This is a genomic window from Pseudomonas brassicacearum, from assembly GCF_009601685.2.
GTDB classification, from domain to species: domain Bacteria; phylum Pseudomonadota; class Gammaproteobacteria; order Pseudomonadales; family Pseudomonadaceae; genus Aquipseudomonas; species Aquipseudomonas kilonensis_B.
Genome location: NZ_CP045701.2, coordinates 2,364,656 through 2,387,563, shown reverse-complemented (window position 1 = coordinate 2,387,563; position 22,908 = coordinate 2,364,656). Strand labels below are relative to the sequence as shown.

Genomic DNA, 22,908 nt, shown 5'->3' with positions numbered 1-22,908 from the left:
GACAAGTCGACAACGGCAGTAGTCCCTTGCGTTCAAAGCCGTAGCTGCAAACAACTCGGGTTATAGGAGACCTCCTACACCTATAGGCACCGTCGGGTTATTTCCCATTCTTCCCACTTTTTTTATTCCGGTTTCGCTGGTTCAGCGTGGTTTCTTCCTACATCGCCGATCACGGAGCTGGATTAGAGTGAAGTCGCAAATTCAACGTGAACCTCTTCGAAAAAGGTACGAACATGCAACGGAATGCAACCACTCAGTTTCCCATCCTGTTGGTCCATGGGTTGTTCGGGTTTGACAAGATCGGCGGCTTCGAGCTGTTCCATGGCGTCAAACAAGCCCTCCGTGCAGGCGGTGCCCGGGTGTTTATCCCCTATTTGTCGGCCACCCATTGCAACGAGGCCAGAGGCGAACAACTGCTGGCACAAATCGATCGGGTCCTGGCCGGCACCGGTGCAGCCCGGGTCAACCTGATCGGCCACAGCCAGGGTGCGCTGGCCGCGCGCTATGCCGCCGCGCTGGCACCCGACAAAGTAGCCTCGGTCACGTCGGTCAGCGGCCCCAACCATGGTTCCGAACTGGCGGATTTTCTGCGCAAGGCCCTTACCCCCGGACGGTTGCCAGGGCATGTGGCAAGAGGCGTCGCCACATTGTTCGCCGACTTCATCTCGCTGCTTGACGGACAGGCGCAGCTGTCACCCAAAGCCCTCGCCGCGCTGGCGACGTTGACCACTGAGGGCGTGGGCGCCTTCAACGACAAATACCCCCAGGGCTTGCCGAAGAACTGGGGCGGGAACGGCCCGGACCGGGTCAATGGCGTGCGTTACTACTCATGGAGCGGTACGTTGCGAGAGACGACGGGGGCAGCATCGCAGCCTTTGCAGGTTTTCTACCGCGCCTTTTCCAGATACTTCATCACCGAAGCCGAGCAGAACGACGGCCTGGTCGGGCGCTTCAGTTCGCACCTGGGCAAAGTCATTCGTTCCGACTATCCCATGGACCACATGGAGGCCATCACTCCAGGAGGCGGCACGTTACGCAAGGGTACAGACCCGACAGAGCCTAACCCCAAGGAGCTTAACCCCACAGACCTTTACCTGCGCCACGCCGAGCGCCTGCGCAAAGCCGGCCTTTGATCGCCGGGCCCAAGGTTTTGACGCAATTTTGACAACAACACGTTAACGAATCCGGTAGGCTCAACACCTTTAAATACAGCGAAAGGAATTTTCCCCCATGGCTAAAGCCACTGCCCGCCACATCCTGGTTTCCAGCGAAGAGAAGTGCAACGAACTCAAGGCCCAGATCGAAGCCGGCGCCGACTTCGCCGAAGTGGCCAAGACCAACTCCTCCTGCCCATCCAGCCGTCAGGGCGGCGACCTGGGTTCGTTCGGCCCGGGCCAGATGGTCAAGGAATTCGACACCGTGGTATTCAGCGCACCGATCAATGTGGTCCAGGGCCCGGTCAAGACTCAGTTCGGCTTCCACCTGCTGGAAGTCACCAGCCGTCAGGACTGATGGCCCCTTGTGGGAGCAAAGCTTGCCCGCGATGAACGTGTGGGAGCAAGGCTTGCCCGCGATGAACGATAACGCGGTTTAGCTATTGAACCGGTGGCGCAGCAATCGCGGGCAAGCCTTGCTCCCACAGGGTTTGCATCCACCGGGCTTTGTCCCACAAGGCTTTGTCCCACAGGCCTTGCTCCCACAGACAAATCCCTTCGCCACAAGGGCTGGCGATTCATGCGCCGCTCGCGTACAAATCGTGTCATCGATCACCCGGCTTTAAGGCTGACAATGCGACTGGCGTTCCCCTCCCTGCTATTGACTGCCGTGGTCCTGCTGACAGGCGCCGCCGGCGTCGATGCGGCACCGCAACACGCCCTGACCGTTTATGGCGAACCGGCCAAATATGCCGAAGGCTTCGGTCACTTCGCCTACACCAATCCCCAGGCCCCCAAAGGCGGGACCATGCGCCGCTCGGCCATCGAGATCGGCCATTTCGACCACATCCTGCCCTACATCGACAAAGGCATCGGCGTCAGCCAGATCGATGGCCTGCTGTATTCACCACTGGCCCAGCGCTCGCTGGATGAGCCCTATACCGTCTACGGCCTGGTGGCGCAGAAGATGGAGCGGGCCGACGATGGCCTGTCCCTGCGTTTCTACCTGAACCCCAAGGCGCGCTTCGCCGATGGCAAACCCATTACCGCCCAGGACGTGCGCTACAGCTTCGAGCTGTTGATGACCCAGGGCAGCCTGCGCTACCGCACCCAGTTCGCGGCGGTCAAGGACGTCGTGGTCGAGGACAAGCGCACCGTTCGCTTCAATTTCAAGAACAACGAAAGCCGCACCCTGCCCCTGGACATCGCTACCCTGCCGGTCTTTCCCGAACATTGGTGGAAGACCCGCGATTTCGCCAACGGTGGCGGCTACGAGCCCCCGCTGGGCAGTGGCCCCTACCGGGTGAGCAAGGTCGACTCCGGGCGCAGCATTACCTTCGAGCGCAATGCCGATTGGTGGGGCAAGGACCTGCCGGTCAGCCGTGGCCTCTACAATTTCGACCATTTCAGCATCGAGTATTTTGGCGACACCGACGTCGCCCGCCAGGTGCTGCGCGGCGGCGCCTACGACTACAATCGCGAGTTCTCCGCCACCGGCTACGCCATTGGCTATGACAGCCCAGCCCTGCGCGACGGTCGCCTGCAAAAGGCCCACCTGGCCACCGAGGCCCCCCAGACCGCCCAGGGCTTCGTCTTCAACCTGCAAAAACCGCAGTTCCAGGACCGCCGCGTGCGCCAGGCCCTGGCGATGCTCTGGGACTTCGAATGGAGCAATCGCCAGATGATGCGCAACCTCTATGTGCGTCAGCAGAGTTACTTTTCCAACACCGACCTGGCCGCGCGGAAACTGCCCGATGCTGGCGAGCTGGCGATTCTCGAACCCTTGCGCGGGCAGATTCCCGACGAAGTCTTCACCCAGGTCTTCCAGGCCCCGAAAACCGACGGCAGCGGCGTGATCCGCGACAAGCAACTGCAAGCCCTGGCGCTGCTGGAGCAGGCCGGCTGGAAACCCGACGGCGACCGCCTGGTGAATGCCGAGGGCGAGCCACTGAGTTTCACGTTCCTGAACAGCCAGAACGGTATCGACCGCCTGCTGCTGCCCTACAAACGAACCCTGGCACAAATCGGCATCGACATGAGCATCCGCCGCATCGACGCATCCCAGTACGTCAATCGCCTGATGAGCCGCGACTACGACATGATCATCACCGGCTACCCCGTCAGTACATCGCCGGGCATGGAACTCTACAATTACTTCGGCTCGGCAGCAGCCAACGATCCGGGGGCCAACAACTACATGGCCTTGAAGAACCCGGCGGTGGACGCATTGATCGACGGCTTGGTCAAGGCCAACACCCAAGCCGACATGCTGCGCCATGCCCACGCCCTGGACCGGGTGCTGCAATGGAATTACTACTGGATCCCCAACTATTACCCCCCGGGCAGCTCGACCGTGTGGTGGAACCGCTTCGGTATCCCGAAAGTTCAGGCCAGCAATGACGAAGCCATCGAAAGCTGGTGGGAAGTGAGCACCACACCCTTGACCAACGAGCAGATGCGTGCCGAACGTATCAGGCGCGGCACACCCGGAGGGCCGCATTGATGTGGGCTTATATCGTGCGGCGCCTGCTGCTGATCATCCCCACGCTGGTGATTATCCTGCTGGTGAACTTCGTCATCGTGCAGGCCGCACCCGGCGGGCCGGTGGAACAAGCCATCGCCCACCTGCAAGGCATCGGCAGCGCCAGCGTCGGCGGTTCGGGCAACGCCATGACCGGCAGCTCCCGCGCCAGTCGCGGCCTGGATCCGCAGCTGATCAAGGACATCGAGAAACAATACGGCTTCGACAAACCGGCCCACGAACGGCTGTGGCTGATGCTCAGCAGCTACGCTCGCCTGGACTTCGGCAAGAGCTTCTTTCGCGGCGCGACGGTCACCGACCTGATCCTGGAAAAAATGCCGGTGACCATTTCCCTTGGGCTCTGGGCGACACTGATCACTTACCTGGTATCGATCCCCCTGGGCATCCGCAAGGCTGTGCGTCACGGCTCGGCATTCGATGTGTGGAGCAGCACGGCGATCATCATTGGCTATGCGATGCCGGCGTTCCTGTTCGCGATGTTTCTGATCGTGGTGTTTGCCGGCGGCACCTCGCTGAACTGGTTTCCGGTACGCGGACTGGTGTCGGATAACTTCGAGTCGCTGTCGACGCTGGGCAAGATCGCCGACTACTTCTGGCACCTGGTGCTGCCGGTCACGTCGCTGGTGGTCGGCGGCTTCGCCACCCTGACGATCCTGACCAAGAACTCGTTCCTCAATGAAATCACGCGCCAGTATGTGGTCACCGCGCGGGCCAAGGGCATGAGCGAACGCCGGGTGCTGTATGGCCACGTGTTCCGCAATGCGATGCTGCTGGTGGTTTCAGGCATTCCCCAGGCGTTCATCAGCGTGTTCTTCGCTGGCTCTTTGCTGATAGAGGTGATTTTTTCCCTCGACGGCCTCGGACGCATGAGCTACGAGGCCGCGGTGTCCCGGGATTACCCGGTGGTGTTCGGCTCACTGTTCATCTTCACGCTGTTCGGCCTGCTGATCAAACTCATCGGCGACCTCTGCTACACCCTGGTGGACCCGCGCATCGACTTCGCCGCGAGGAACGCCTGATGTTCAAGTTTTCCCCCTTGGGCCGCCGGCGCTTCGAACGTTTCAAGAAAAACCGTCGGGGCTGGTGGTCGCTGTGGCTGTTCATCGGCCTGTTCATCCTGACCCTGGGTGGCGAGCTGATCGCCAATGACAAACCCCTGGTGCTCAGCTACCAGGGCTCGCTGTATTTCCCGGTGTTCAAGCGCCATACCGAGCAGGAATTTGGCGGGCAGCTGCCGTTCCAGGCCGACTACCGCAGCAGCTACGTGCAGAACCTGATCCACAAGGACGGCGGCTGGCTGTGGTTTCCACCGATCCCGTTCAGCGCCGACACCCCCAACTACGATCTCAACCAACCGGCCCCGAGCCCACCCTCATCGGTGAACTGGCTGGGCACCGACGACCAGTCCCGGGACGTGCTGGCCCGGGTGATCTTCGGCGCACGGGTGTCGATCCTGTTCGCCCTGGCCCTGACCGCCATCAGCGCACTCATCGGCATCGCCGCCGGTGCATTGCAGGGCTACTACGGCGGCTGGGTGGATCTGCTCGGGCAACGCCTGTTGGAGGTCTGGTCCGGGCTGCCGGTGCTCTACCTGTTGATCATCCTGTCGGGCTTCGTGGAGCCGAATTTCTGGTGGCTGCTGGGAATCATGGCGCTGTTTTCCTGGCTGGCCCTGGTGGACGTGGTCCGCGCCGAGTTTCTGCGCGGGCGCAACCTTGAGTACGTGAAAGCCGCCCGGGCCCTGGGCTTGTCGGACCGCAAGGTGATCGTGCGGCATATCCTGCCCAACGCAATGAACGCCACCCTGAGCTACCTGCCCTTCATCCTCACCGGCGCCATCTCCACCCTCACCGCCCTGGATTTCCTCGGCTTCGGCATGCCAGCCGGCAGCGCTTCCCTGGGCGAATTGATTGCCCAGGGCAAGCAAAACCTGCAAGCGCCGTGGCTGGGGTTGACGGCGTTTTTCACCCTGGCGCTGATTCTCTCTCTACTGGTGTTTATCGGCGAAGCGTTGCGAGACGCGTTCGACCCACGATCGTGAAACGACCATGAAGCGGAACCTTGAGATGAGCGACAACCTGATCGAAATCCGCGACCTGAGCGTGGCCTTCAACGACAACGCCGTGGTGCGCAACTTGTGCCTGGACATCCGCCCCGGCGAATGCCTGGCCCTGGTCGGCGAGTCCGGTTCCGGCAAGTCGGTGACCGCCCACTCGATCCTGCAATTGCTGCCCGAAACACAAGCCCGCACCACCGGCAGCATTCGCTATCGCGGCCAGGAACTCGTGGGCGCCGATACCACGGCCCTGCGGGAGCTGCGCGGCAACCGGATCGCGATGATCTTCCAGGAGCCGATGACTTCGCTGAACCCGCTGCACAGCGTCGAGAAGCAGATCGGTGAAACCCTGATGCTGCATAAGGGCCTGGGGGGCAAAGCGGCGCGCGAGCGCATTCTGGAACTGCTGACCCTGGTGGGCATCCAGAAACCCGCCGAACGGCTCAAGGCCTATCCGCATCAACTGTCCGGCGGTCAGCGGCAGCGGGTCATCATCGCCATGGCGCTGGCCTGCGAGCCGGAACTGTTGATTGCCGACGAACCGACCACCGCATTGGACGTGACCGTGCAGCGCAAGATTCTGCTGCTGCTCAAGTCGCTGCAGCAACGGCTTGGCATGTCCATGTTATTGATCAGCCACGACCTGAACCTGGTGCGCAGCATCGCGCAACGGGTGTGCGTGATGAAAGAGGGTGAAATCGTTGAACAGGCGCCCTGCGAAACCCTCTTCAGCGCGCCGAAACACCCCTACAGCTGCGAGCTGATGCACGCCGAGCCGGAAGGCGAAGCCCTGCCCCGGGACGAGCGCGAAGAGGTGCTGCAGGTACAGGACCTGCACGTCAGTTTCCCCCTGGGCGGCGGTCTGTTCCGGCGCAAGGAATACTTGCGCGCCGTGGATGGCATCAGCCTGTCCATCCAGCGTGGCAAGACCCTGGGCATCGTCGGTGAATCCGGCTCCGGCAAGTCCACGCTCGGCCAGGCGATCCTGCGGCTGATCGAATCCGAAGGCGGCATTCGCTTCCAGGGCCAGGCCCTCGATCAGCTGTCACAAAAAGCATTGCGGCCGTGGCGCAAGCAGATGCAGGTGGTGTTCCAGGATCCGTTCGGCAGCCTCAGCCCGCGCATGTCGGTGCAGCAGATCATCAGCGAAGGCCTTGAGGTCCACCAGCCCTCCAGCCCCGAACAGTGTGAAGCCCGGGTGATCCAGGCCCTCGAGGAAGTCGGCCTCGACCCGCTGACCCGCGATCGCTACCCCCACGAATTTTCTGGAGGCCAGCGCCAACGCATCGCCATTGCCCGGGCCCTGGTGCTCAAGCCAGCATTGATTTTGCTGGACGAACCCACCTCGGCCCTGGACCGCACCGTACAGAAACAAGTCGTCGCCCTGCTCCGCCAGCTCCAGGAGAAGTACGACTTGACCTACCTGTTCATCAGCCACGACCTGGCGGTGGTCCGCGCCCTGGCCCACGACATGATCGTGATAAAGGACGGCAAAGTGGTCGAGCAAGGCGCCAGCCATGACGTGTTCGACTCGCCTCAACACCCTTATACCAAGGAGTTGTTGGCGGCGGCGCATACGGGGTGGGTCTGACGCGATCAGGCCTCGCCCCGCTGATCCAAGGTGTGCGCAAATTCGCCAATCACCGTGACAACCAGTTGGGCACCGCGATGGATGTCCAAGATGACCGTGCCCGCCTGATTTGCCAACGTCACGCCTTGCTCCGCCTTGAGCGTACTGGACTGCATGCTGGTCACCGCCTGTTTAGCCAACTCGCGATTCTTGCCGACCACATCAGAAATGGCCACGGTGGCCTGGCTGGTGCGCCGGGCAAGGTTGCGCACCTCATCGGCGACCACCGCGAATCCACGTCCTTGCTCCCCGGCTCGGGCCGCTTCGATGGCGGCATTGAGTGCCAGCAGGTTGGTCTGTTCCGCAATCCCCCGGATGGCATCGACGATACTGCCGATCTCCTCGGACTGGGCGCTCAACGCACCGATTCCCAAGGCAACCTGCTGTAATTCATCAGCAATGCTTTGCACCACTGTCACGGTTTGCTGGACGACCGAGGTGCCCAACTGCGTATGTTCATCTGTTTGGCGAGACGTTTCGAACGCCAGCCGCGCCGCTTTTGATTCAGTTTGACGCTGCTCGACCTCTCGAGTGCTGTCCGTGGCGAACTTAACGACTCCGTACAAACGCCCATTGGCATCGTAGAGCGGGTTGTAAGTCGCTTGCAGCCAGACCGTCGCGCCTCGCTTGTCGACACGCTGGAAAAGCCCATTCATGTATCGGCCCTGGTTCAGCCCAGCCCAAAAGCCACGATAGGCTTCGCTCTGCACTTCTTTGGGCGGGCAGAATATACGGTGGTGTTGGCCGAGCACTTCTTCGAGTCGATACCCCATGACCTTGAGGAAATTTTCATTGGCCCGCACCACGGTACCGCCCAGGTCAAATTCAATGACCGCCATGGAACGGTCTATCGCCTGCTTGAAACTGGATTCGGTCTGCGCGCGAAGCACGCGCTCATGATTGTCGCGCACAACCTGGACAATACGCTGCACCCCTGAACCTTTATCGTGTACGGGCACATAGTTTGCCTCTACCCAGATCCCGCCGCCTGCGCGCCGCAGGTGCAAAAACTGAGCTTCGGCGCTTTCGCCTCGCCCCAACTGCTGCCACAACGCCACGTTTTCCGGACTGCGCGCGTAGGAAGGTTCGCAAAACATCGAGTGGTGCTTGCCCACCACCTCTTCGAGAGAATAGCCAGTCATCTTCAGGAAAAGCGGGCTGGCGTCGAGCACATCCCCTGTCGCCGTGAACTCCACCATGGCCATGGCGCCACGGAGGGCCACCCGCTGCGCTTCAAGAATCGCCTGCCTGGCTTGGATTTCGTGCAAAGCGTCCTGATGCTTGCGAGTACGAATGAACATGGGTACGACTCCCAGAGACGTTAAGTGCAATACCACTGCCTGCCTGAAGGCGGGCCTTGGCTTAGCATCATTAAGCCACTACCTTTAAATAATTGTACATATTTTTGTTTATGTACAACTTAATTAGGCTTTCACTCATTCTCGCAAGCGGCACCCGTTCAGCTCCAGCCCATTTTCCATCGTGTGCTGTCACGCAACACCTGCCAATCGAGCCATTCGATGCGTGCACTTCGAACAGCCTGCAATTCCACCTGAATCGGCGAACCATGCTCATCGCAAAGCAGCTGAAGAACCAGAAAGTGCTTTTCTCGATTGACTGGATTGCAAGCCGTCCACTTGGAAAGCCTCAGCTTTCGAGGATTGAATTTATTCATGACGTGCTGACAACCTTTATGTACAGACCGAACGAACTGTACAACTTTATTCCCCCTCCAACCATGACGAATCGGAAGGGACTTCTGATCAGCCTGCATGCCCCGGCATAATGCCGCCGAACGACGGACCTCCCGGGAAATGACCGATGAACCCCACCGAAAGCCTCAAGGATTACAAGCGCGTCCGTACGCTGGCGATCCGTTCGTTGTTCGAGATCATCGAGCAGTCCAGCGAAGGTACGGTGATTGTCGACCGTGACGCGAATATCGTCTGGATGAACGAACGCTACGCCCGCCGCTTCGGCCTGAACTCGGCGAAGGAGGCGATTGGCCGGGCGTGCGAAAGCGTGATCCCCAGCAGCCTGTTGCGTGAAGTGGTGCGCACCGGGCGCCCGATCCTGCTGGACATGCAGGACACGCCCAAGGAGCCCCTGATAGTGATGCGCCTGCCGATCCACGACAGCGCGGGCGCGGTGATCGGTGCCATCGGCTTTGCCTTGTTCGATGAATTGCGCAGTTTGTCACCGATGCTCAAGCGCTACTTGAGCATGCAGGAAGAACTGGCCTCCACCCGCTCGCTGCTGCGGGCGCGGCAAACCAAGTACAACTTCGCCCATTTCATTGGCACCAGCAACGCCGGCCTTGAGGTCAAGCGCCGTGCCCGGCGCAGCGCCAGCGCCGATTCGCCGGTGCTGCTGCTCGGCGAAACCGGCACCGGCAAGGAACTGCTGGCCCAGGCCATCCACAGCGCTTCGCCACGCGCGCACAAGGCGTTCGTCAGCATCAACAGCGCGGCGATTCCTGAATCGCTGCTGGAAGCCGAGTTCTTCGGCACTGCGCCAGGGGCGTTTACCGGGGCCGACCGCAAGGGTCGCGCCGGCAAACTGCAAATTGCCCAGGGCGGCACGCTGTTCCTCGACGAGATCGGCGACATGCCGCTGCCGCTGCAAAGCAAACTGCTGCGCGTGCTCCAGGAAAAAGAATATGAACCGGTGGGCTCCAACGAGGTGCTGCAAAGCGACGTTCGGGTGATCGCCGCCACCTCCATGGACCTGGAAGCGGCAATCAAGCGCGGAGAGTTCCGCGCCGACTTGTATTACCGCCTCAACGTGCTGCCGATCCAGGTCCCGCCGTTGCGCGAGCGCCTGGATGACTTGCCGGCCCTGAGCGAAGCGATCCTTGAGGAACTGCGTAGCCAGCACGAACTGAACCACGCCGCCCTCGACCTACTGCGGCAACACGCCTGGCCGGGCAACATCCGCGAACTGCGCAACGTGCTGGAACGGGCCGCGCTGCTCAGCGATGACCTGGTGCTCACGGCGGCGGACATCCGCGCCGCCATCGGCACATTCATACCGGTAACTCACTCGGCAAGCCCGAGCCTGGAGCCGCTGCCGCAAGAAACCTTCAGCCAGGCCCGGGCACGATTCGACCGGCAGTTGATCGAAACCACCCTCGTGCAATGCGGGGGCAAAGTGGTTGAAGCGGCCGAGCGGTTGGGGTTGGGCAGGTCGACGTTGTACAAGAAGATGGTGGCGTTGGGGATTGCAGAGTCTCAATAAAGAGATTCAAGTCTCTATATTTAGACAGCTTCTTTTGGAGCGCTTTCGCACTCATCGCAAGCAAGCTCGCTCCCGTAGGGGGGCTGGCTTCTTCTGAAGTACGCGGTCAACTGTGGGAGCGAGCTTGCTCGCGATAAGGCCGGTACACCCCACAGAAGTCTCAAACCAGAGACAAATCTCTCATATCCGCCCTACACCCCCCAAACAATTTCCTTATATTTCAGCCAGTTACACACCTGGCACAAAACTCGCTAAAGCCCCTCCACAGTTTCACCACAACAATAACAATCCAGGAGACACACCATGAGTGTGATCATTGCCTTGGCAGCCCTCACGCTGCTGATGGTGGCCGCCTACCGTGGCTACAGCGTTATCCTCTTTGCCCCCATCGCCGCCCTCGGCGCCGTCCTGCTCACCGACCCATCCGCCGTCGCCCCTGCGTTCACCGGGGTGTTCATGGAAAAAATGGTCGGGTTCATCAAACTGTATTTCCCGGTGTTCCTGCTCGGCGCAGTGTTCGGCAAGTTGATCGAGTTGTCGGGGTTTTCCCGCTCCATCGTCGCCGCGGCGATTCGCCTGTTGGGTACGCGCCAGGCCATGCTGGTGATCGTGCTGGTTTGTGCCTTGCTGACCTACGGCGGCGTGTCGCTGTTCGTCGTGGTGTTCGCGGTGTACCCGTTCGCCGCCGAAATGTTCCGCCAGAGCAATATCCCCAAACGGCTGATCCCGGCCACCATCGCCCTCGGCGCGTTCTCGTTCACCATGGACGCCCTGCCCGGCACGCCACAGATCCAGAACATCATCCCCAGCACGTTCTTCAATACCACCGCCTGGGCTGCACCGTGGCTGGGCCTGATCGGCGGGCTCTTCGTGTTCAGCCTCGGCATGCTGTTCCTGCAACGCCAGCGCAACAAAGCCCAACGTGTGGGCGAAGGCTATGGCACCGAGCTGCGCAACGAGCCGGAAACCGCCGAAGACATCAAGCTGCCAAACCCCTGGATCGCCGTTTCGCCGCTGCTGGCGGTGGGAATCATGAACCTGTTGTTCACCCAGTGGATCCCCCAGTGGTATGGCAAGACCCACAACCTGGCGCTGCCGGGCATGGCGACGCCAGTGACCAGCGACATCGCCAAACTGACCGCGATCTGGGCAGTGCAGGCAGCGTTGCTGGTGGGCATCATCATGGTGCTGTTGTTCGGTTTCCGGGTCATTCGCAGCAAACTGGCCGAAGGCAGCAAGAGCGCCGTGGGCGGTGCACTGCTGGCGGCGATGAACACCGCTTCGGAATACGGCTTCGGCGCGGTCATCGCCTCCTTGCCGGGCTTCCTGGTACTGGCCGACTGGCTCAAGAGCATTCCCAACCCACTGGTCAACGAAGCGGTGACCGTCACGCTGCTCGCGGGCATCACCGGCTCCGCCTCGGGGGGTATGAGCATCGCTTTGGCGGCGATGTCCGAAACCTTTATCAACGCTGCCCACGCCGCCAACATCCCCCTGGAAGTGCTACACAGGGTAGCCGCCATGGCCAGCGGCGGCATGGACACCCTGCCCCACAACGGCGCGGTAATTACCCTGCTGGCCGTCACCGGGCTGACCCACCGTGAAGCCTACAAAGACATTTTCTGCATTACGCTGATCAAGACCCTCGCGGTCTTCGCGGTGATCGGTGTGTTCTACGCCACTGGCATTGTGTGAGGTTCCCATGACAACCACTCTTTCAGGCAAGACGGCCCTGGTCACCGGCTCTACCAGTGGCATCGGCCTGGGTATCGCCCTGAGCCTGGCCAGGGCCGGGGCCAACCTGATCCTCAACGGCTTTGGCGATGCCTCGGCAGTGATCGCCGAGGTGAAACAGTTCGGCGGCAAGGTTGGTCATCATCCGGCCGACGTCAGCGACGCGGCGCAGATCGCCGACATGCTCGCCTACGCCGAGCGCGAGTTCGGCGGCGTGGACATCCTGGTGAACAACGCCGGGATCCAGCACGTGGCCGCCGTGGAGGATTTCCCGGTGGAGCGCTGGGACTCGATCATTGCCATCAACCTGTCATCGGTGTTCCACGCCACCCGCCTGAGCCTGCCGGGCATGCGTGCCAAGGGTTGGGGGCGGATCATCAACGTCGCCTCGGTGCATGGCCAGGTCGGCTCGGTCGGCAAGGCGGCGTATGTCGCAGCCAAGCATGGGGTGATCGGCCTGACCAAGGTGGTCGGCCTGGAAACCGCCACCAGCAACGTGACCTGCAACGCCATCTGCCCGGGCTGGGTGCTGACGCCGCTGGTGCAAAAACAGATCGATGATCGCATTGCCGCCGGCGTCGATCCGCAACAGGCGCAGCATGACCTGCTGGCCGAGAAACAGCCGTCCCTGGAATTCGTCACCCCGCCGCAACTGGGGGAACTGGTGCTGTTCCTGTGCAGCGAAGCCGGCAGCCAGGTGCGCGGCGCGGCGTGGAATATCGATGGTGGATGGTTAGCCCAGTAAATCCCTTGCGATCCCTTGTGGCGAGGGGACTTATCTGTGAGAGCAAGGCTTGCCCGCGATGAACGAAACCGCGGTCTAGCTGTTGAACCGCGGTGCGGCCATCGCGGGCAAGCCTTGCTCCCACAGAGTGGAGATAAATCCCCTCACCACAAGAATGGGTCGCTCTATAGTTTGTGTGTACACAAAAAAACAAGAGGCACCCCATGTCCGACATCCTCTGGCAACCCAACCCCGAACGCATCGCCCAGTCGCGCATGAACGCCTTTCGCCAGTTCGTCAACGCGCGACATCAACTGCAACTGAACGACTACCCGGCCCTGCACGCCTGGAGCGTCGATCAGCGCGAGGCCTTCTGGCAGGCCATTGTCGATTTCTTCGAGATTCGCTTTCACCACGCGCCGGACGCGGTATTGGTGGAGGGTGCGCAAATGCCCAGCGCCCAGTGGTTCCCTGGCGCTACGCTGAACTTCGCCGAACACCTGCTGCGCCGCCGTGATGACGCCGTCGCCGTGGTGGCGCTCGACGAAAACGGCGGCCAGGAACAACTGACCTGGACCGAACTCGCCGCCCATGTCACTGGCCTGCAAAAAAGCCTGCAAGCCGCTGGCGTCACCCGGGGCGATCGAGTGGCCGCTTGCATGCCCAACACCTGGCAGACCCTGGTCGGCATGCTCGCCACCACCAGCCTGGGCGCTATCTGGTCGTGCTCGTCACCGGACTTCGGCACCCAGGGGGTCATCGACCGGTTTGGCCAGATCGAACCCAAGGTGCTGATCACCTGCGCGGGTTATCGCTATGCCGGGAAAATCATCGACCAGCGACCCAAGGTCAACGAAATCCTTGAACGATTGCCGTCATTGCAGCAATTGATCGTACTGCCTTATGCCCAGCCTGACGCCCGCGTCGAGGACTTCAAGACCTCGGCCGCTGTCGCGCTGTGGAACGACTTTTATCGAAGCGGTGGCGAACCGGCTTTCGTCAGCGTGCCCTTCGACCACCCGCTGTACATCCTGTATTCCAGCGGCACCACCGGCGTGCCGAAGTGCATCGTCCATGGCACCGGCGGCGTGCTGCTGCAACACGTCAAGGAACATGGCCTGCACGTCGACCTCGGGCCCGAGGATCGGCTGTTCTACTACACCACTTGCGGCTGGATGATGTGGAACTGGCTGGTGTCGGCCCTCGCCGTGGGCAGCACGGTGGTGCTCTACGATGGTTCGCCGTTCCACCCCGGCCCCGAGCGCTTGCTGGACCTGATCGACCAGCAGCGCATCAGCGTATTCGGCACCAGCCCCAAGTTCCTCGCCACCCTGGAAAGCGAAGGCCTCAAGCCCCGGCAGACGCACCGCTTGGACAGCCTGAAAACCCTGCTCTCCACCGGCTCGGCGCTGGCGCCCCATAGCTACGATTACGTGTACCGCGACATCAAGTCCGATGTCTGCCTGGCCTCGATGTCCGGCGGCACTGACATTGTGTCCTGCTTCGTCAACGGCAACCCACTGTCACCGATACGCCGGGGCGAGATGCAGGGCAAGAGCCTGGGCATGGCCGTGCAAGTCTGGAACGAGGCCGGCACCCCGGTCATCGGTGAAAAAGGTGAGTTGGTGTGCACCCGGCATTTCCCGGCAATGCCCATTGGTTTGTGGAACGACCCTCGGCAGGAAAAACTCCGCGCCTCCTACTTCAGCCAGTTTCCCGGCGTGTGGGCCCAAGGTGACTACGCCGAAGAACTGCCCCACGGCGGTTTCTTGATCCATGGACGCTCCGATGCCGTGCTCAACCCCGGCGGCGTGCGCATCGGCACGGCGGAAATCTATCGGCAGGTGGAAAAGGTCGAGCAGGTGCTGGACTGCGTCGCCATCGGCCAGCAATGGCAGGGCGATGTCCGGGTGGTCCTGTTTGTGCGCCTGCGCGATGGCGTGACACTGGATGAAGCCCTGGTGCAACGGATCCGCCAGGTCATCCGGGCCAACACCACACCGCGTCATGTGCCGGCGAAGATCCTCGCGGTCAGTGATATTCCACGAACCATCAGCGGCAAGGTGGTGGAGCTGGCGGTGCGCAATGTGGTGCATGGCGAGGTGGTGAAGAACACCGATGCCTTGGCCAACCCCGGGGCTTTGGAGCAGTTTCGGGATCGGCCGGAGCTTGCTACCTGAACTGAACAGGCCTCAGACCTGTGGAGAGCAAAAACACTTGTGGGAGCAAAACCTGTGGGAGCAAAGCTTGCTCGCGATACAGGCAACGCGGTTTTTCAGACCTACCGCGTCATCGTTCATCGCGAGCAAGCTTTGCTCCCACAGGCTCATCACGGGCTTTGCTCCCACAGGCTCATCACAGGCTTTGCTTCCACAAGTGTTGTTCCCACAGAAGTACTCAATCCATAAGCCCCCACTCACCCGCTGGCGGGTCGGCCGGTGGCGCCGCCGCACCCGACTCGGTATGCAACTTCAACCGCAATCGCAAGTTGTTCGCCGAGTCAGCGTTTTTCAGGGCTTCCTCCTCATCGATGGCGCCTTCAACCACCAGGTTGAACAGTGCGTGATCAAAGGTTTGCATTCCCAGTTCCTCTGACTTTTCCATGATGCCCTTGAGCTCGCCGAACTCGTTGCGCCGGATCAGGTCGGCCACCGTGGGCGAACCCAGCATCACCTCCACCGCCGCCCGGCGCTGGCCGGTGCGGGTGCGCACCAGGCGCTGGGAGACGAACGCCTTGAGGTTGTTGCCCAGGTCGTTCAACAACTGCGGCCGGCGCTCTTCCGGGAAGAAGTTGATCACCCGGTCCAGTGCCTGGTTGGCGTTGTGGGCATGCAGCGTGGAAATCACCAAGTGCCCGGTATCGGCGAAAGCCAGGGCATGCTCCATGGTTTCCCGGTCGCGGATTTCGCCGATCAGCACCACGTCCGGCGCCTGGCGCAGGGTGTTTTTCAGGGCCGCGTGAAAACTGCGGGTGTCGACACCGACTTCCCGTTGATTGATGATGGATTTCTTGTGCCGATGGATATACTCCACCGGGTCTTCGATGGTGATGATGTGACCGCTGCTGTTGCGATTGCGGTAATCGATCAGCGCCGCCAGGGAGGTCGACTTGCCCGAGCCTGTCGCGCCGACGAACAGCATCAGCCCTTGTTTCTGCATGATGGTGTCCAACAGCACTCGAGGCAGTTTCAGGTCTTCGAAGCGCGGGATGTCCAGCTTGACGTTGCGGATCACCATGGACACGTCATTGCGCTGCTTGAAGATATTGACCCGGAACCGCCCGACGCCGGCCAGGGAGATCGCCAGGTTCATTTCCAACTCCCGATCGAACTCAAGGCGCTGTTCGGCGTCCATCAAAGACTCGGCGAGCCGGGCAATGTCGCCGACCTTGAATGCCTCGTTCCCCAAGGGTTTGAGCACACCCTCGAAACGCGCGCACGGCGGCGCACCCGTGGACATGTAAAGATCGGAACCATTCTGGCTCGCCAGGATTCGCAACAAGGGATCAATTTCCATGGACTGAAATTTCCGCGAGACATCAATTGAAACAAGCTGACCCGAGCATGAAACTCTTCAGATCAACCCGCGCTTACCTTCTTCAGAGGATAGTAGACGCCGCGGTACCGACACGACTTGCAGGGGGTCTGTCATGAGCGCGATGCCCTCCGGCAGCGACATACAGAGCCTGATCGCCCGGCTGGACTGGACCCGCAGCCCGCTGGGCACCACCCAAAACTGGCCGCAAAGCCTGCGCACCGCCGTGGACATCGTGCTCCACTCCCCGATGCCAATGGCCTTGCTGTGGGGCCACGAACTGACCCACATCTACAACGACGCCTTTGCCCGATTGGTCGGCGACAAGCATCCGCAGGCGTTCGGCCAGCCGACCCACGCAGCATGGCCCGAACTCAAAGCCTTCAGCGAACCGATTTATCACCGCGTGTTGCAAGGCCGCACGTACAGCAGCCGCGATCAGCAATGGCGCCTACCCTTCGCCGGCCGCTTCTGCGACTTGTGGCTGGACCTGACCTACAGCCCCGTGCACGACGAAAGCGGCACCGTCGCCGGTATCCTGGTCACCGCCATTGAAACCAGCGAACGGCGAAAATTGGCCCAGGAGTTCGAACGACGCTCCGAGGCCAGTCTCAAGGCCCAGCTCGAAAGCGAGGAACGCTTGCAACTGGCCTTGGCCGCCACCGATGCGTTAGGCACCTGGGACTGGGATATCAGCGAAGATCGCTTCATCGCCGACGAACACTTCGCCCTGCTGCACGGCGTCGATCCGAGCCTGTCACGCCAGTTGCCCATCAGCGCCTACCTCGAAGGCGTGCACCCCGAGGACCGGGCCATGGTCGCTCGCAGCATCAAGCACTGCATCACCCACGGCACCGAATACGCCGAGGAATATCGTTTGCTGCGGCCCGACGGTGAATTGCGCTGGGTATTCGTACGCGGTCGTTGCTACAAGGATCGCCACGGCCGGCCCAAGCGTTTTCTTGGTGCGGCGCTGGACCTGACCGAGCGCAAGCGCACCGAGCAGGCCCTGCGCCAGAGCCAGACCGAGCTGCAGTTGATCATCAACGCCATGCCGATCCTCATCAGCTACGTGGACCGCCAAGAGCGTTTCCGGCTGAACAACAGTGCCTACCTGGACTGGTACGGCCTGACCCCTCAGGAACTCTACGGCAAGACGGTCCGCGAAGTACTCGGCGAAGAGGCCTATGCCGCCCGCGCCCAGCAGATCGCCGACGCCCTGGCCGGCAAACCGTGCACCTTCGCCGTGCAAATGGGCCATCGCGACGGGCGCCCGCGCCATTCGCTGGTCAACTACCTGCCTCGCCACGGGGCGGACGGTGCAGTAAACGGTTTCTACATCTTTGTGATCGACGAAACCGAAAGCCGCAAAACCGAGGAGGCCCTGCGCAACCTCAACGAAACACTCGAAGAACGGGTCATCGCCCGTACCCAGCAACTGGCCGAAGCCAATCACCGGCTGCAAAGCGAGATGTTCGAACGCGAGCGCGCCGAAGAAGCCCTGCGCCATGCGCAGAAAATGGAAGCCGTGGGCCAGCTCACCGGCGGCATTGCCCATGACTTCAACAACATGCTCACCGGTATCCTCGGCAGCCTCGACCTGATGCAACGCTACATCGCCGCTGGCCGCACCGACGAGATCGGGCGCTTCACCGAAGCGGCGGTGTCCTCGGCCAACCGCGCCGCGGCGCTGACTCATCGATTGCTGGCCTTTTCCCGGCGCCAGTCCCTGGACCGCAAACCACTGGACGCCAATGACCTGGTGCGCTCGCTCGAAGACCTGCTGAGCCGCACCACGGGCGATCACATCGTGCTGCAACTGCAACTGGCCAATGAGCTGTGGCCGGTCAGCACCGATGCCAGCCAGTTGGAAAACGCCCTGCTCAACCTGGTGATCAACGCCCGCGATGCGATGCCCGAGGGCGGCGAATTGATCGTCGAAACCGCCAACGTCTATCTCGACGGTGCGGACATCAACACCCTGGAGCCGGTCAAGGCCGGCGACTACGTGATGATCGCCGTCAGCGACAACGGCAGCGGCATGACCCCCGCCGTGCTGGCCAAGGCCTTCGATCCGTTCTTCACCACCAAGCCCATCGGCCAGGGCACCGGCCTGGGCCTCTCGATGATCTACGGGTTTGCCCAGCAGTCGGGTGGGCACCTCAACCTGGACAGTGTGCCGGGCCAGGGCACGCGGGTGCAGTTGTACCTGCCGCGCTTGCACGTTTCGCCGACCCAACCACCCGAGACGCCAGAGACAGTCGTCGTACCGCCGGCCATCGCCGGGGAAACCGTGCTGCTGGTGGAGGATGAACCTGCTGTGCGCATGCTGGTGCTCGATCTGTTGCAGGCCTTGGGCTACACCGCTCTCGAAGCCCGGGACGCCGTGACCGCGCTTCCCGTGCTGGAATCGGACCAGCGCATCGACCTGCTGGTGACCGATGTCGGGCTGCCGGGCATGAATGGTCGGCAGCTCGCAGAGATCGCCCGCCAGCACCGGCCGGGGCTCAAAGTGCTGTTCATGACCGGTTACGCGCAAAAAGCCGCCGAACGCCAGGGGTTCCTCGACCAGGGCATGGACATGGTCGCCAAGCCCTTCACCCTAGATCTATTGGCCAACAAGATTCGGACGATGATCAACCATGGCAACTGACTTGAGGCATAATCGCCGCCCCGTCGCACCGTTCAGGTCACCGCAGCAATGAAAGCCCAAGCCCGCCATATCCTGGTGAAAACCGCCGAAGAAGCCGAACAGCTCAAGCAACGCATCGCCAAGGGCGAAGCCTTCGATGTGCTGGCCAAGAAATACTCCACCTGCCCTTCGGGCAAACGCGGCGGCGATTTGGGTGAAGTAAGGCCGGGGCAGATGGTCGGGGTGATCGATGCGGTGATTTTCAAGAAGCCCCTGCGGGTAGTGCATGGGCCGATCAAGAGCAAGTTCGGGTATCACCTGGTGCAGGTGTTCTACCGGGATTGATCGATCACGTTGTCAGCGAAGCCTGTCTGTGGAAACAAAGCTTGCCTGTGGGAGCAAAGCTTTGCTCCCACAGGTACATCCCCCCAGTCAGTCCCGGGGCATCAACGCCCCCGGCACCTGGATCACCCGGCTCGCCAACAGGTGCCCGGCCTCGGCCGCCTCCACCGGGCTGCCGCCTAGCAGACGACTCGCCAGGTACGCGGCGCTGAAGGAGTCCCCCGCCGCCGTGGTGTCCACGACGCGCTCGACCCGCAGGGCAGGTATTTCATAAGACTGGCCGTCACACCGAATCAGGCAGGCCTCGGCACCGCGCTTGAGCACCACCTCGGGCGTGCCGAGCTGCGCATAGGCGGCGAACACCGCCTCGCTGTCGGCATGACAGAACAATGCCTGCTCGTCCTCTACGGTCAGCAGCGCCAGTTCCACATAGGGCAAGACGCTGCGATACGCCGCCCGCGCCGCTTCGTTCGAGGCCCAGAGCCTGGGCCGGAAATTATTGTCGAACACCACCAGCGCCCCGCGCCGGCGCGCTTGGACCAGAGTTTCGATGAGCTTGCCACGCCCCTGCTCGCCGAGCACCGCCAGGGTGACGCCACTGAAATACAGCACATCGTAATCCAGCAACGCAGCCAGGATCGGGCCAGCGGCCGGGGTGGTAAAACAATCGCGCACCGCTGCCTCGTTGCGCCAGTACAGGAATCGCCGCTCACCCGCCGCATCGGTCTGGATGCAATACAGACCCGGCAGGCGTCCAGGCAAGCGCTGGACCCGCTGCAACCCGATGTTCTCGGCAGCCCAGCTCGCGCACATGGCATCGCTGAAACTGTCGTCGCCCAGGGCGGTGACGTAATCCACCGCGCCCCGGTCGCCCAGGGCGCGGGCCAGGTACACCGCCGTGTTCAGAGTGTCGCCGCCGAAGCTTTGCAGGAGGCTGCCGTCGGCGCGTTGTTGCAATTCGATCATGCATTCGCCGATCAGGGCGATGCGGGGTTTGGGGTTGCTCATGGATGATCCTGATAATTCAGCGGTGTTTTACAGATCGTCTTCGCGAGCAAGCCCGCTCCCACAGGGGATCTTTGGTGAACACAAATTCTGTGTCCGCAGCGGCCCAACTGTGGGAGCAAGGCTTGCCCGCGATAGCCGCGACTCGGTCTAAAGGCTAGAAACACGTCTCCATGCTCTCGACCACCCGCAACTGCTCATCCACCAGGCACCCCACCCGCCACTTGTCGAACGTCAGGCACGGGTGTGAAGTACCGAACGAGATGATGTCCCCGACCCGCAACTCAACCCCCGCCGCTACCGTCATGAACGCATGCTGGTCCATCACCGCCGTCACCTTGCAGCCACTCACATCGTCACCCGCCAGCAAGTCCGATCCGGGCTGGTAGCGCTTGAGCGGCACCGGCAAGCCGGCGTCGTAGGCCACGTCGCGCTTACCCAGGGCAATTACCGCGAAGCCCGGCTCCGGCAGCGATTGCACATGGGCCCAGACCTCCAGCGCCGGGCGCAGGCCTTCGTGCAGGTCGCTGCGCCGCTCCAGCACGCAGCACTGCGCTTCTTTGTAGATGCCATGGTCATGGGCCACGTAGCTGCCGGGGCGCAGCACGCTGAGAAAACGCCCGTGGGCATTCTGGGCTTCGAAGGATTCGGCGATCAGGTCGTACCAGGCCGAACCCGAGGCGGTGATGATCGGTTTGTCGATGGCAAAGGCGCCATTGTCCTGCAACTGCACCGCCAACCGCACCAGGGACGCCGCGAACGCACGAATGCCACTGATGGCGTGGTCACCGTGGATCACCCCTTCGTAGCCTTCGATGCCGATCAAGGCCAGCGCCGGTTGCGCCTGGATAGCCTCGGCCAGGGCCAACACCTCGGCTTCGGTCCGGCAGCCACACCGGCCGCCGACCACGCCGTACTCGATCATCACATTGAGCCGTACGCCGCGAGTGGCAAAGAACGCGCCCAGGTCAGCGACGTTGTCCGGATGATCGACCAGGCAGTGGAATTCGAACGCCGGGTCGGCGAGCAAATCGGCAATCAGCGCCATGTTCGGCGTGCCCACCAATTGGTTGGCCATTAGCACCCGGCGCACGCCATGGGCGTAAGCGGCACGGGTCTGCACGGCGGTGGCGAGCGTCAGGCCCCAGGCGCCGGCCTCCAGCTGCCGGCGAAACAGCGCGGGGGTCATGCTGGTCTTGCCGTGGGGCGCCAGCTCGGCACCGCTGCTGGTGACGAAATCTTGCATCCAGCGGATGTTGTGCTCCAGCGCCGCGCGATGCAGCACCAGCGCCGGCAGGCTGACGTCCCGTAGCAGGTGGGCGCCGACGGTGGCGGCGCCCTTCTCGACGCCGGCATTAAGGATGGCGGAAGGCATGTTCGAACTCCTCGCACACGGCCACTCGTGCCGGTGCTGTCTATTCATTGATCCGACGGGCCAGGTTGTTGGCGCTTTCGATCAGCACCCGGCGGTAGTCGGCGTAATTGTTCTTGGCGTCGGCCCGTGGGGCGACGATGCACAGGGTGGCGATGGCCACGCCGCCGGGGTCTTTGACCGGCGCGGCGAAACAGTGGGTGAAGGTGTCGGCGACACTGTCGAAGGAGAAAAAACCATCGAGGCCGGCCTGGCGGATTTCCTTGAGGAATTGCTCCAGGGGCAGGCGCTCGCCGTCCGGCAAAATGAAGTCGTCGGGGTCGATCAGGTCGACGATCTGCTGGTCACTCAGATGCGCCAGCAACAGGCGCCCGGACGCCGTCCAGGGGATCGGCGCGTTTTCACCGATGTCCGATGAAATGCGAAAATGCCGCTCGCCTTCCTTCATCAGCGCGACGGTGTATTTGCGCCCATTGAGCAGGCACATCTGCGCCGTTTCCCGGGTCTGGCGCACGATCTCCTGCAAGGCCTGGTCAGCCTCGCGGCTCAAATCGAAATGCCGCAGGTGCGCCTGCCCGAGAAAATACAACTGGCGGCCCAGGTAGACATGGCCGTCCTTGCCCACCGGCTCGAGGATGCGCCGCTCCAGCAGCGACGCCACCAGTTCATAGACCGTGGACTTGGGGCTGCCGATGCCGCTGGCAATATCGTTCGGGCGCAGCGGCTGGCCGATTTCCTTGAGAAAATCGAGGATATCGAACGCCCGATCCAATCCTCGGGCCCGGCGTTTGATGGTGTCTTCGGTCATTTATTGCATTCCCGTTCATTGGTCGTAGGAGCTGTCGAATCTTACTCCGACGCTGTAGGAGCTGCCGAAGGCTGCGATCTTTTTCACTTAAGACTCAACTGTCTGGGGAAAGATCGCAGCCTCGCTTCGCTCGGCAGC

General features: G+C 61.9%; 17 protein-coding genes and 2 pseudogenes. 12 read left to right on the top strand and 7 right to left on the bottom strand.

What is annotated here, in order from left to right; genetic code table 11:
* Positions 1–233 precede the first annotated feature (233 nt).
* The 6 genes from GFU70_RS10470 (at position 234) to GFU70_RS10445 (ending at position 7,343) form a co-directional block, all read left to right on the top strand.
* Positions 234–1,133 carry an esterase/lipase family protein gene (locus GFU70_RS10470; protein WP_153387985.1) on the top strand — a complete coding sequence of 300 codons (900 nt, stop codon included), beginning with the start codon at positions 234–236 and terminating at the stop codon, positions 1,131–1,133.
* Between the two features lie 97 nt (positions 1,134–1,230).
* Positions 1,231–1,512 carry a peptidylprolyl isomerase gene (locus GFU70_RS10465; RefSeq protein ID WP_058545044.1) on the top strand — a complete coding sequence of 94 codons (282 nt, stop codon included), beginning with the start codon at positions 1,231–1,233 and terminating at the stop codon, positions 1,510–1,512.
* Positions 1,513–1,788: 276 nt separating this feature from the next.
* The gene (locus GFU70_RS10460; protein WP_116642735.1) at positions 1,789–3,657 is read left to right on the top strand and encodes an extracellular solute-binding protein; all 1,869 of its coding nucleotides are present in this window, start codon (positions 1,789–1,791) and stop codon (positions 3,655–3,657) included.
* On the top strand, positions 3,657–4,715 hold the full coding sequence (locus GFU70_RS10455; protein ID WP_153387984.1) for a microcin C ABC transporter permease YejB: 1,059 nt from the start codon (positions 3,657–3,659) through the stop codon (positions 4,713–4,715). The genes GFU70_RS10460 and GFU70_RS10455 overlap by 1 nt, the downstream gene beginning before the upstream one ends.
* The gene (locus GFU70_RS10450; protein WP_058545041.1) at positions 4,715–5,737 is read left to right on the top strand and encodes an ABC transporter permease; all 1,023 of its coding nucleotides are present in this window, start codon (positions 4,715–4,717) and stop codon (positions 5,735–5,737) included. The genes GFU70_RS10455 and GFU70_RS10450 overlap by 1 nt, the downstream gene beginning before the upstream one ends.
* Before the next feature lie 25 nt (positions 5,738–5,762).
* On the top strand, positions 5,763–7,343 hold the full coding sequence (locus tag GFU70_RS10445) for an ABC transporter ATP-binding protein (protein WP_153389160.1): 1,581 nt from the start codon (positions 5,763–5,765) through the stop codon (positions 7,341–7,343).
* A 5-nt stretch (positions 7,344–7,348) separates the two neighbouring features.
* Here the strand turns inward: GFU70_RS10445 and GFU70_RS29055 are convergent.
* The 3 genes and pseudogenes from GFU70_RS29055 to GFU70_RS10435 form a co-directional block, all read right to left on the bottom strand.
* Positions 7,349–7,798, bottom strand: a pseudogene (locus tag GFU70_RS29055) (methyl-accepting chemotaxis protein); the annotation flags it as partial.
* Positions 7,799–7,903: 105 nt separating this feature from the next.
* A pseudogene (locus GFU70_RS29050) lies at positions 7,904–8,683 on the bottom strand (PAS domain-containing protein); the annotation flags it as partial.
* 158 nt (positions 8,684–8,841) lie between these two features.
* Positions 8,842–9,057 (bottom strand): TIGR02450 family Trp-rich protein, encoded by a 216-nt coding sequence (locus tag GFU70_RS10435; protein WP_081264378.1) that lies wholly within the window; start codon positions 9,055–9,057, stop codon positions 8,842–8,844.
* Between the two features lie 146 nt (positions 9,058–9,203).
* Between GFU70_RS10435 and GFU70_RS10430 the strand changes: the two genes are divergently transcribed.
* The 4 genes from GFU70_RS10430 to GFU70_RS10415 all read left to right on the top strand — a co-directional run bounded on the left by GFU70_RS10430 (position 9,204) and on the right by GFU70_RS10415 (position 15,257).
* Positions 9,204–10,619, top strand: a complete 1,416-nt coding sequence (locus GFU70_RS10430) for a sigma-54 interaction domain-containing protein (RefSeq protein ID WP_153387982.1) — start codon at positions 9,204–9,206, stop codon at positions 10,617–10,619.
* A 303-nt stretch (positions 10,620–10,922) separates the two neighbouring features.
* On the top strand, positions 10,923–12,314 hold the full coding sequence (locus GFU70_RS10425) for a GntP family permease (protein WP_058543929.1): 1,392 nt from the start codon (positions 10,923–10,925) through the stop codon (positions 12,312–12,314).
* Between the two features lie 7 nt (positions 12,315–12,321).
* Positions 12,322–13,098: a 3-hydroxybutyrate dehydrogenase gene (gene hbdH / locus GFU70_RS10420; RefSeq protein ID WP_058543928.1), complete on the top strand. Its 777-nt coding sequence runs from the start codon at positions 12,322–12,324 to the stop codon at positions 13,096–13,098.
* 203 nt (positions 13,099–13,301) lie between these two features.
* The gene (locus GFU70_RS10415; protein WP_153387981.1) at positions 13,302–15,257 is read left to right on the top strand and encodes an acetoacetate--CoA ligase; all 1,956 of its coding nucleotides are present in this window, start codon (positions 13,302–13,304) and stop codon (positions 15,255–15,257) included.
* Between the two features lie 217 nt (positions 15,258–15,474).
* Here GFU70_RS10415 and GFU70_RS10410 read toward each other — a convergent pair whose 3' ends face one another.
* Entirely contained in the window at positions 15,475–16,593 is a 1,119-nt protein-coding gene (locus GFU70_RS10410) for a PilT/PilU family type 4a pilus ATPase (RefSeq protein WP_116642741.1), read from the bottom strand.
* Between the two features lie 133 nt (positions 16,594–16,726).
* Between GFU70_RS10410 and GFU70_RS10405 the strand changes: the two genes are divergently transcribed.
* Positions 16,727–19,264: a PAS domain-containing sensor histidine kinase gene (locus GFU70_RS10405; RefSeq protein WP_153387980.1), complete on the top strand. Its 2,538-nt coding sequence runs from the start codon at positions 16,727–16,729 to the stop codon at positions 19,262–19,264.
* Between the two features lie 48 nt (positions 19,265–19,312).
* Entirely contained in the window at positions 19,313–19,588 is a 276-nt protein-coding gene (locus GFU70_RS10400; protein WP_003182808.1) for a peptidylprolyl isomerase, read from the top strand.
* Positions 19,589–19,675: 87 nt separating this feature from the next.
* Here GFU70_RS10400 and GFU70_RS10395 read toward each other — a convergent pair whose 3' ends face one another.
* The 3 genes from GFU70_RS10395 to GFU70_RS10385 all read right to left on the bottom strand — a co-directional run bounded on the left by GFU70_RS10395 (position 19,676) and on the right by GFU70_RS10385 (position 22,770).
* Positions 19,676–20,593: a sugar kinase gene (locus GFU70_RS10395; protein WP_153387979.1), complete on the bottom strand. Its 918-nt coding sequence runs from the start codon at positions 20,591–20,593 to the stop codon at positions 19,676–19,678.
* 154 nt (positions 20,594–20,747) lie between these two features.
* A complete protein-coding gene (locus GFU70_RS10390) occupies positions 20,748–21,965 on the bottom strand; it encodes an amino acid deaminase (RefSeq protein WP_058543923.1) in 1,218 nt (405 codons plus the stop codon).
* A 40-nt stretch (positions 21,966–22,005) separates the two neighbouring features.
* Positions 22,006–22,770, bottom strand: a complete 765-nt coding sequence (locus GFU70_RS10385; protein ID WP_058543922.1) for an IclR family transcriptional regulator — start codon at positions 22,768–22,770, stop codon at positions 22,006–22,008.
* Positions 22,771–22,908 lie beyond the last annotated feature (138 nt).

Coding starts and splice junctions, on each gene's coding strand:
- GFU70_RS10390 (WP_058543923.1), bottom strand. CDS start 21,965: ATGCCTTCCGCCATCCTTAATGCCGGCGTCGAGAAGGGCGCCGCCACC.
- GFU70_RS10465 (WP_058545044.1), top strand. CDS start 1,231: ATGGCTAAAGCCACTGCCCGCCACATCCTGGTTTCCAGCGAAGAGAAG.
- GFU70_RS10415 (WP_153387981.1), top strand. CDS start 13,302: ATGTCCGACATCCTCTGGCAACCCAACCCCGAACGCATCGCCCAGTCG.
- GFU70_RS10450 (WP_058545041.1), top strand. CDS start 4,715: ATGTTCAAGTTTTCCCCCTTGGGCCGCCGGCGCTTCGAACGTTTCAAG.
- GFU70_RS10400 (WP_003182808.1), top strand. CDS start 19,313: ATGAAAGCCCAAGCCCGCCATATCCTGGTGAAAACCGCCGAAGAAGCC.
- GFU70_RS10435 (WP_081264378.1), bottom strand. CDS start 9,057: ATGAATAAATTCAATCCTCGAAAGCTGAGGCTTTCCAAGTGGACGGCT.
- GFU70_RS10410 (WP_116642741.1), bottom strand. CDS start 16,593: ATGGAAATTGATCCCTTGTTGCGAATCCTGGCGAGCCAGAATGGTTCC.
- GFU70_RS10430 (WP_153387982.1), top strand. CDS start 9,204: ATGAACCCCACCGAAAGCCTCAAGGATTACAAGCGCGTCCGTACGCTG.
- GFU70_RS10460 (WP_116642735.1), top strand. CDS start 1,789: ATGCGACTGGCGTTCCCCTCCCTGCTATTGACTGCCGTGGTCCTGCTG.
- GFU70_RS10385 (WP_058543922.1), bottom strand. CDS start 22,770: ATGACCGAAGACACCATCAAACGCCGGGCCCGAGGATTGGATCGGGCG.
- GFU70_RS10395 (WP_153387979.1), bottom strand. CDS start 20,593: ATGAGCAACCCCAAACCCCGCATCGCCCTGATCGGCGAATGCATGATC.
- GFU70_RS10455 (WP_153387984.1), top strand. CDS start 3,657: ATGTGGGCTTATATCGTGCGGCGCCTGCTGCTGATCATCCCCACGCTG.
- GFU70_RS10470 (WP_153387985.1), top strand. CDS start 234: ATGCAACGGAATGCAACCACTCAGTTTCCCATCCTGTTGGTCCATGGG.
- GFU70_RS10425 (WP_058543929.1), top strand. CDS start 10,923: ATGAGTGTGATCATTGCCTTGGCAGCCCTCACGCTGCTGATGGTGGCC.
- GFU70_RS10445 (WP_153389160.1), top strand. CDS start 5,763: ATGAGCGACAACCTGATCGAAATCCGCGACCTGAGCGTGGCCTTCAAC.
- hbdH (WP_058543928.1), top strand. CDS start 12,322: ATGACAACCACTCTTTCAGGCAAGACGGCCCTGGTCACCGGCTCTACC.
- GFU70_RS10405 (WP_153387980.1), top strand. CDS start 16,727: ATGAGCGCGATGCCCTCCGGCAGCGACATACAGAGCCTGATCGCCCGG.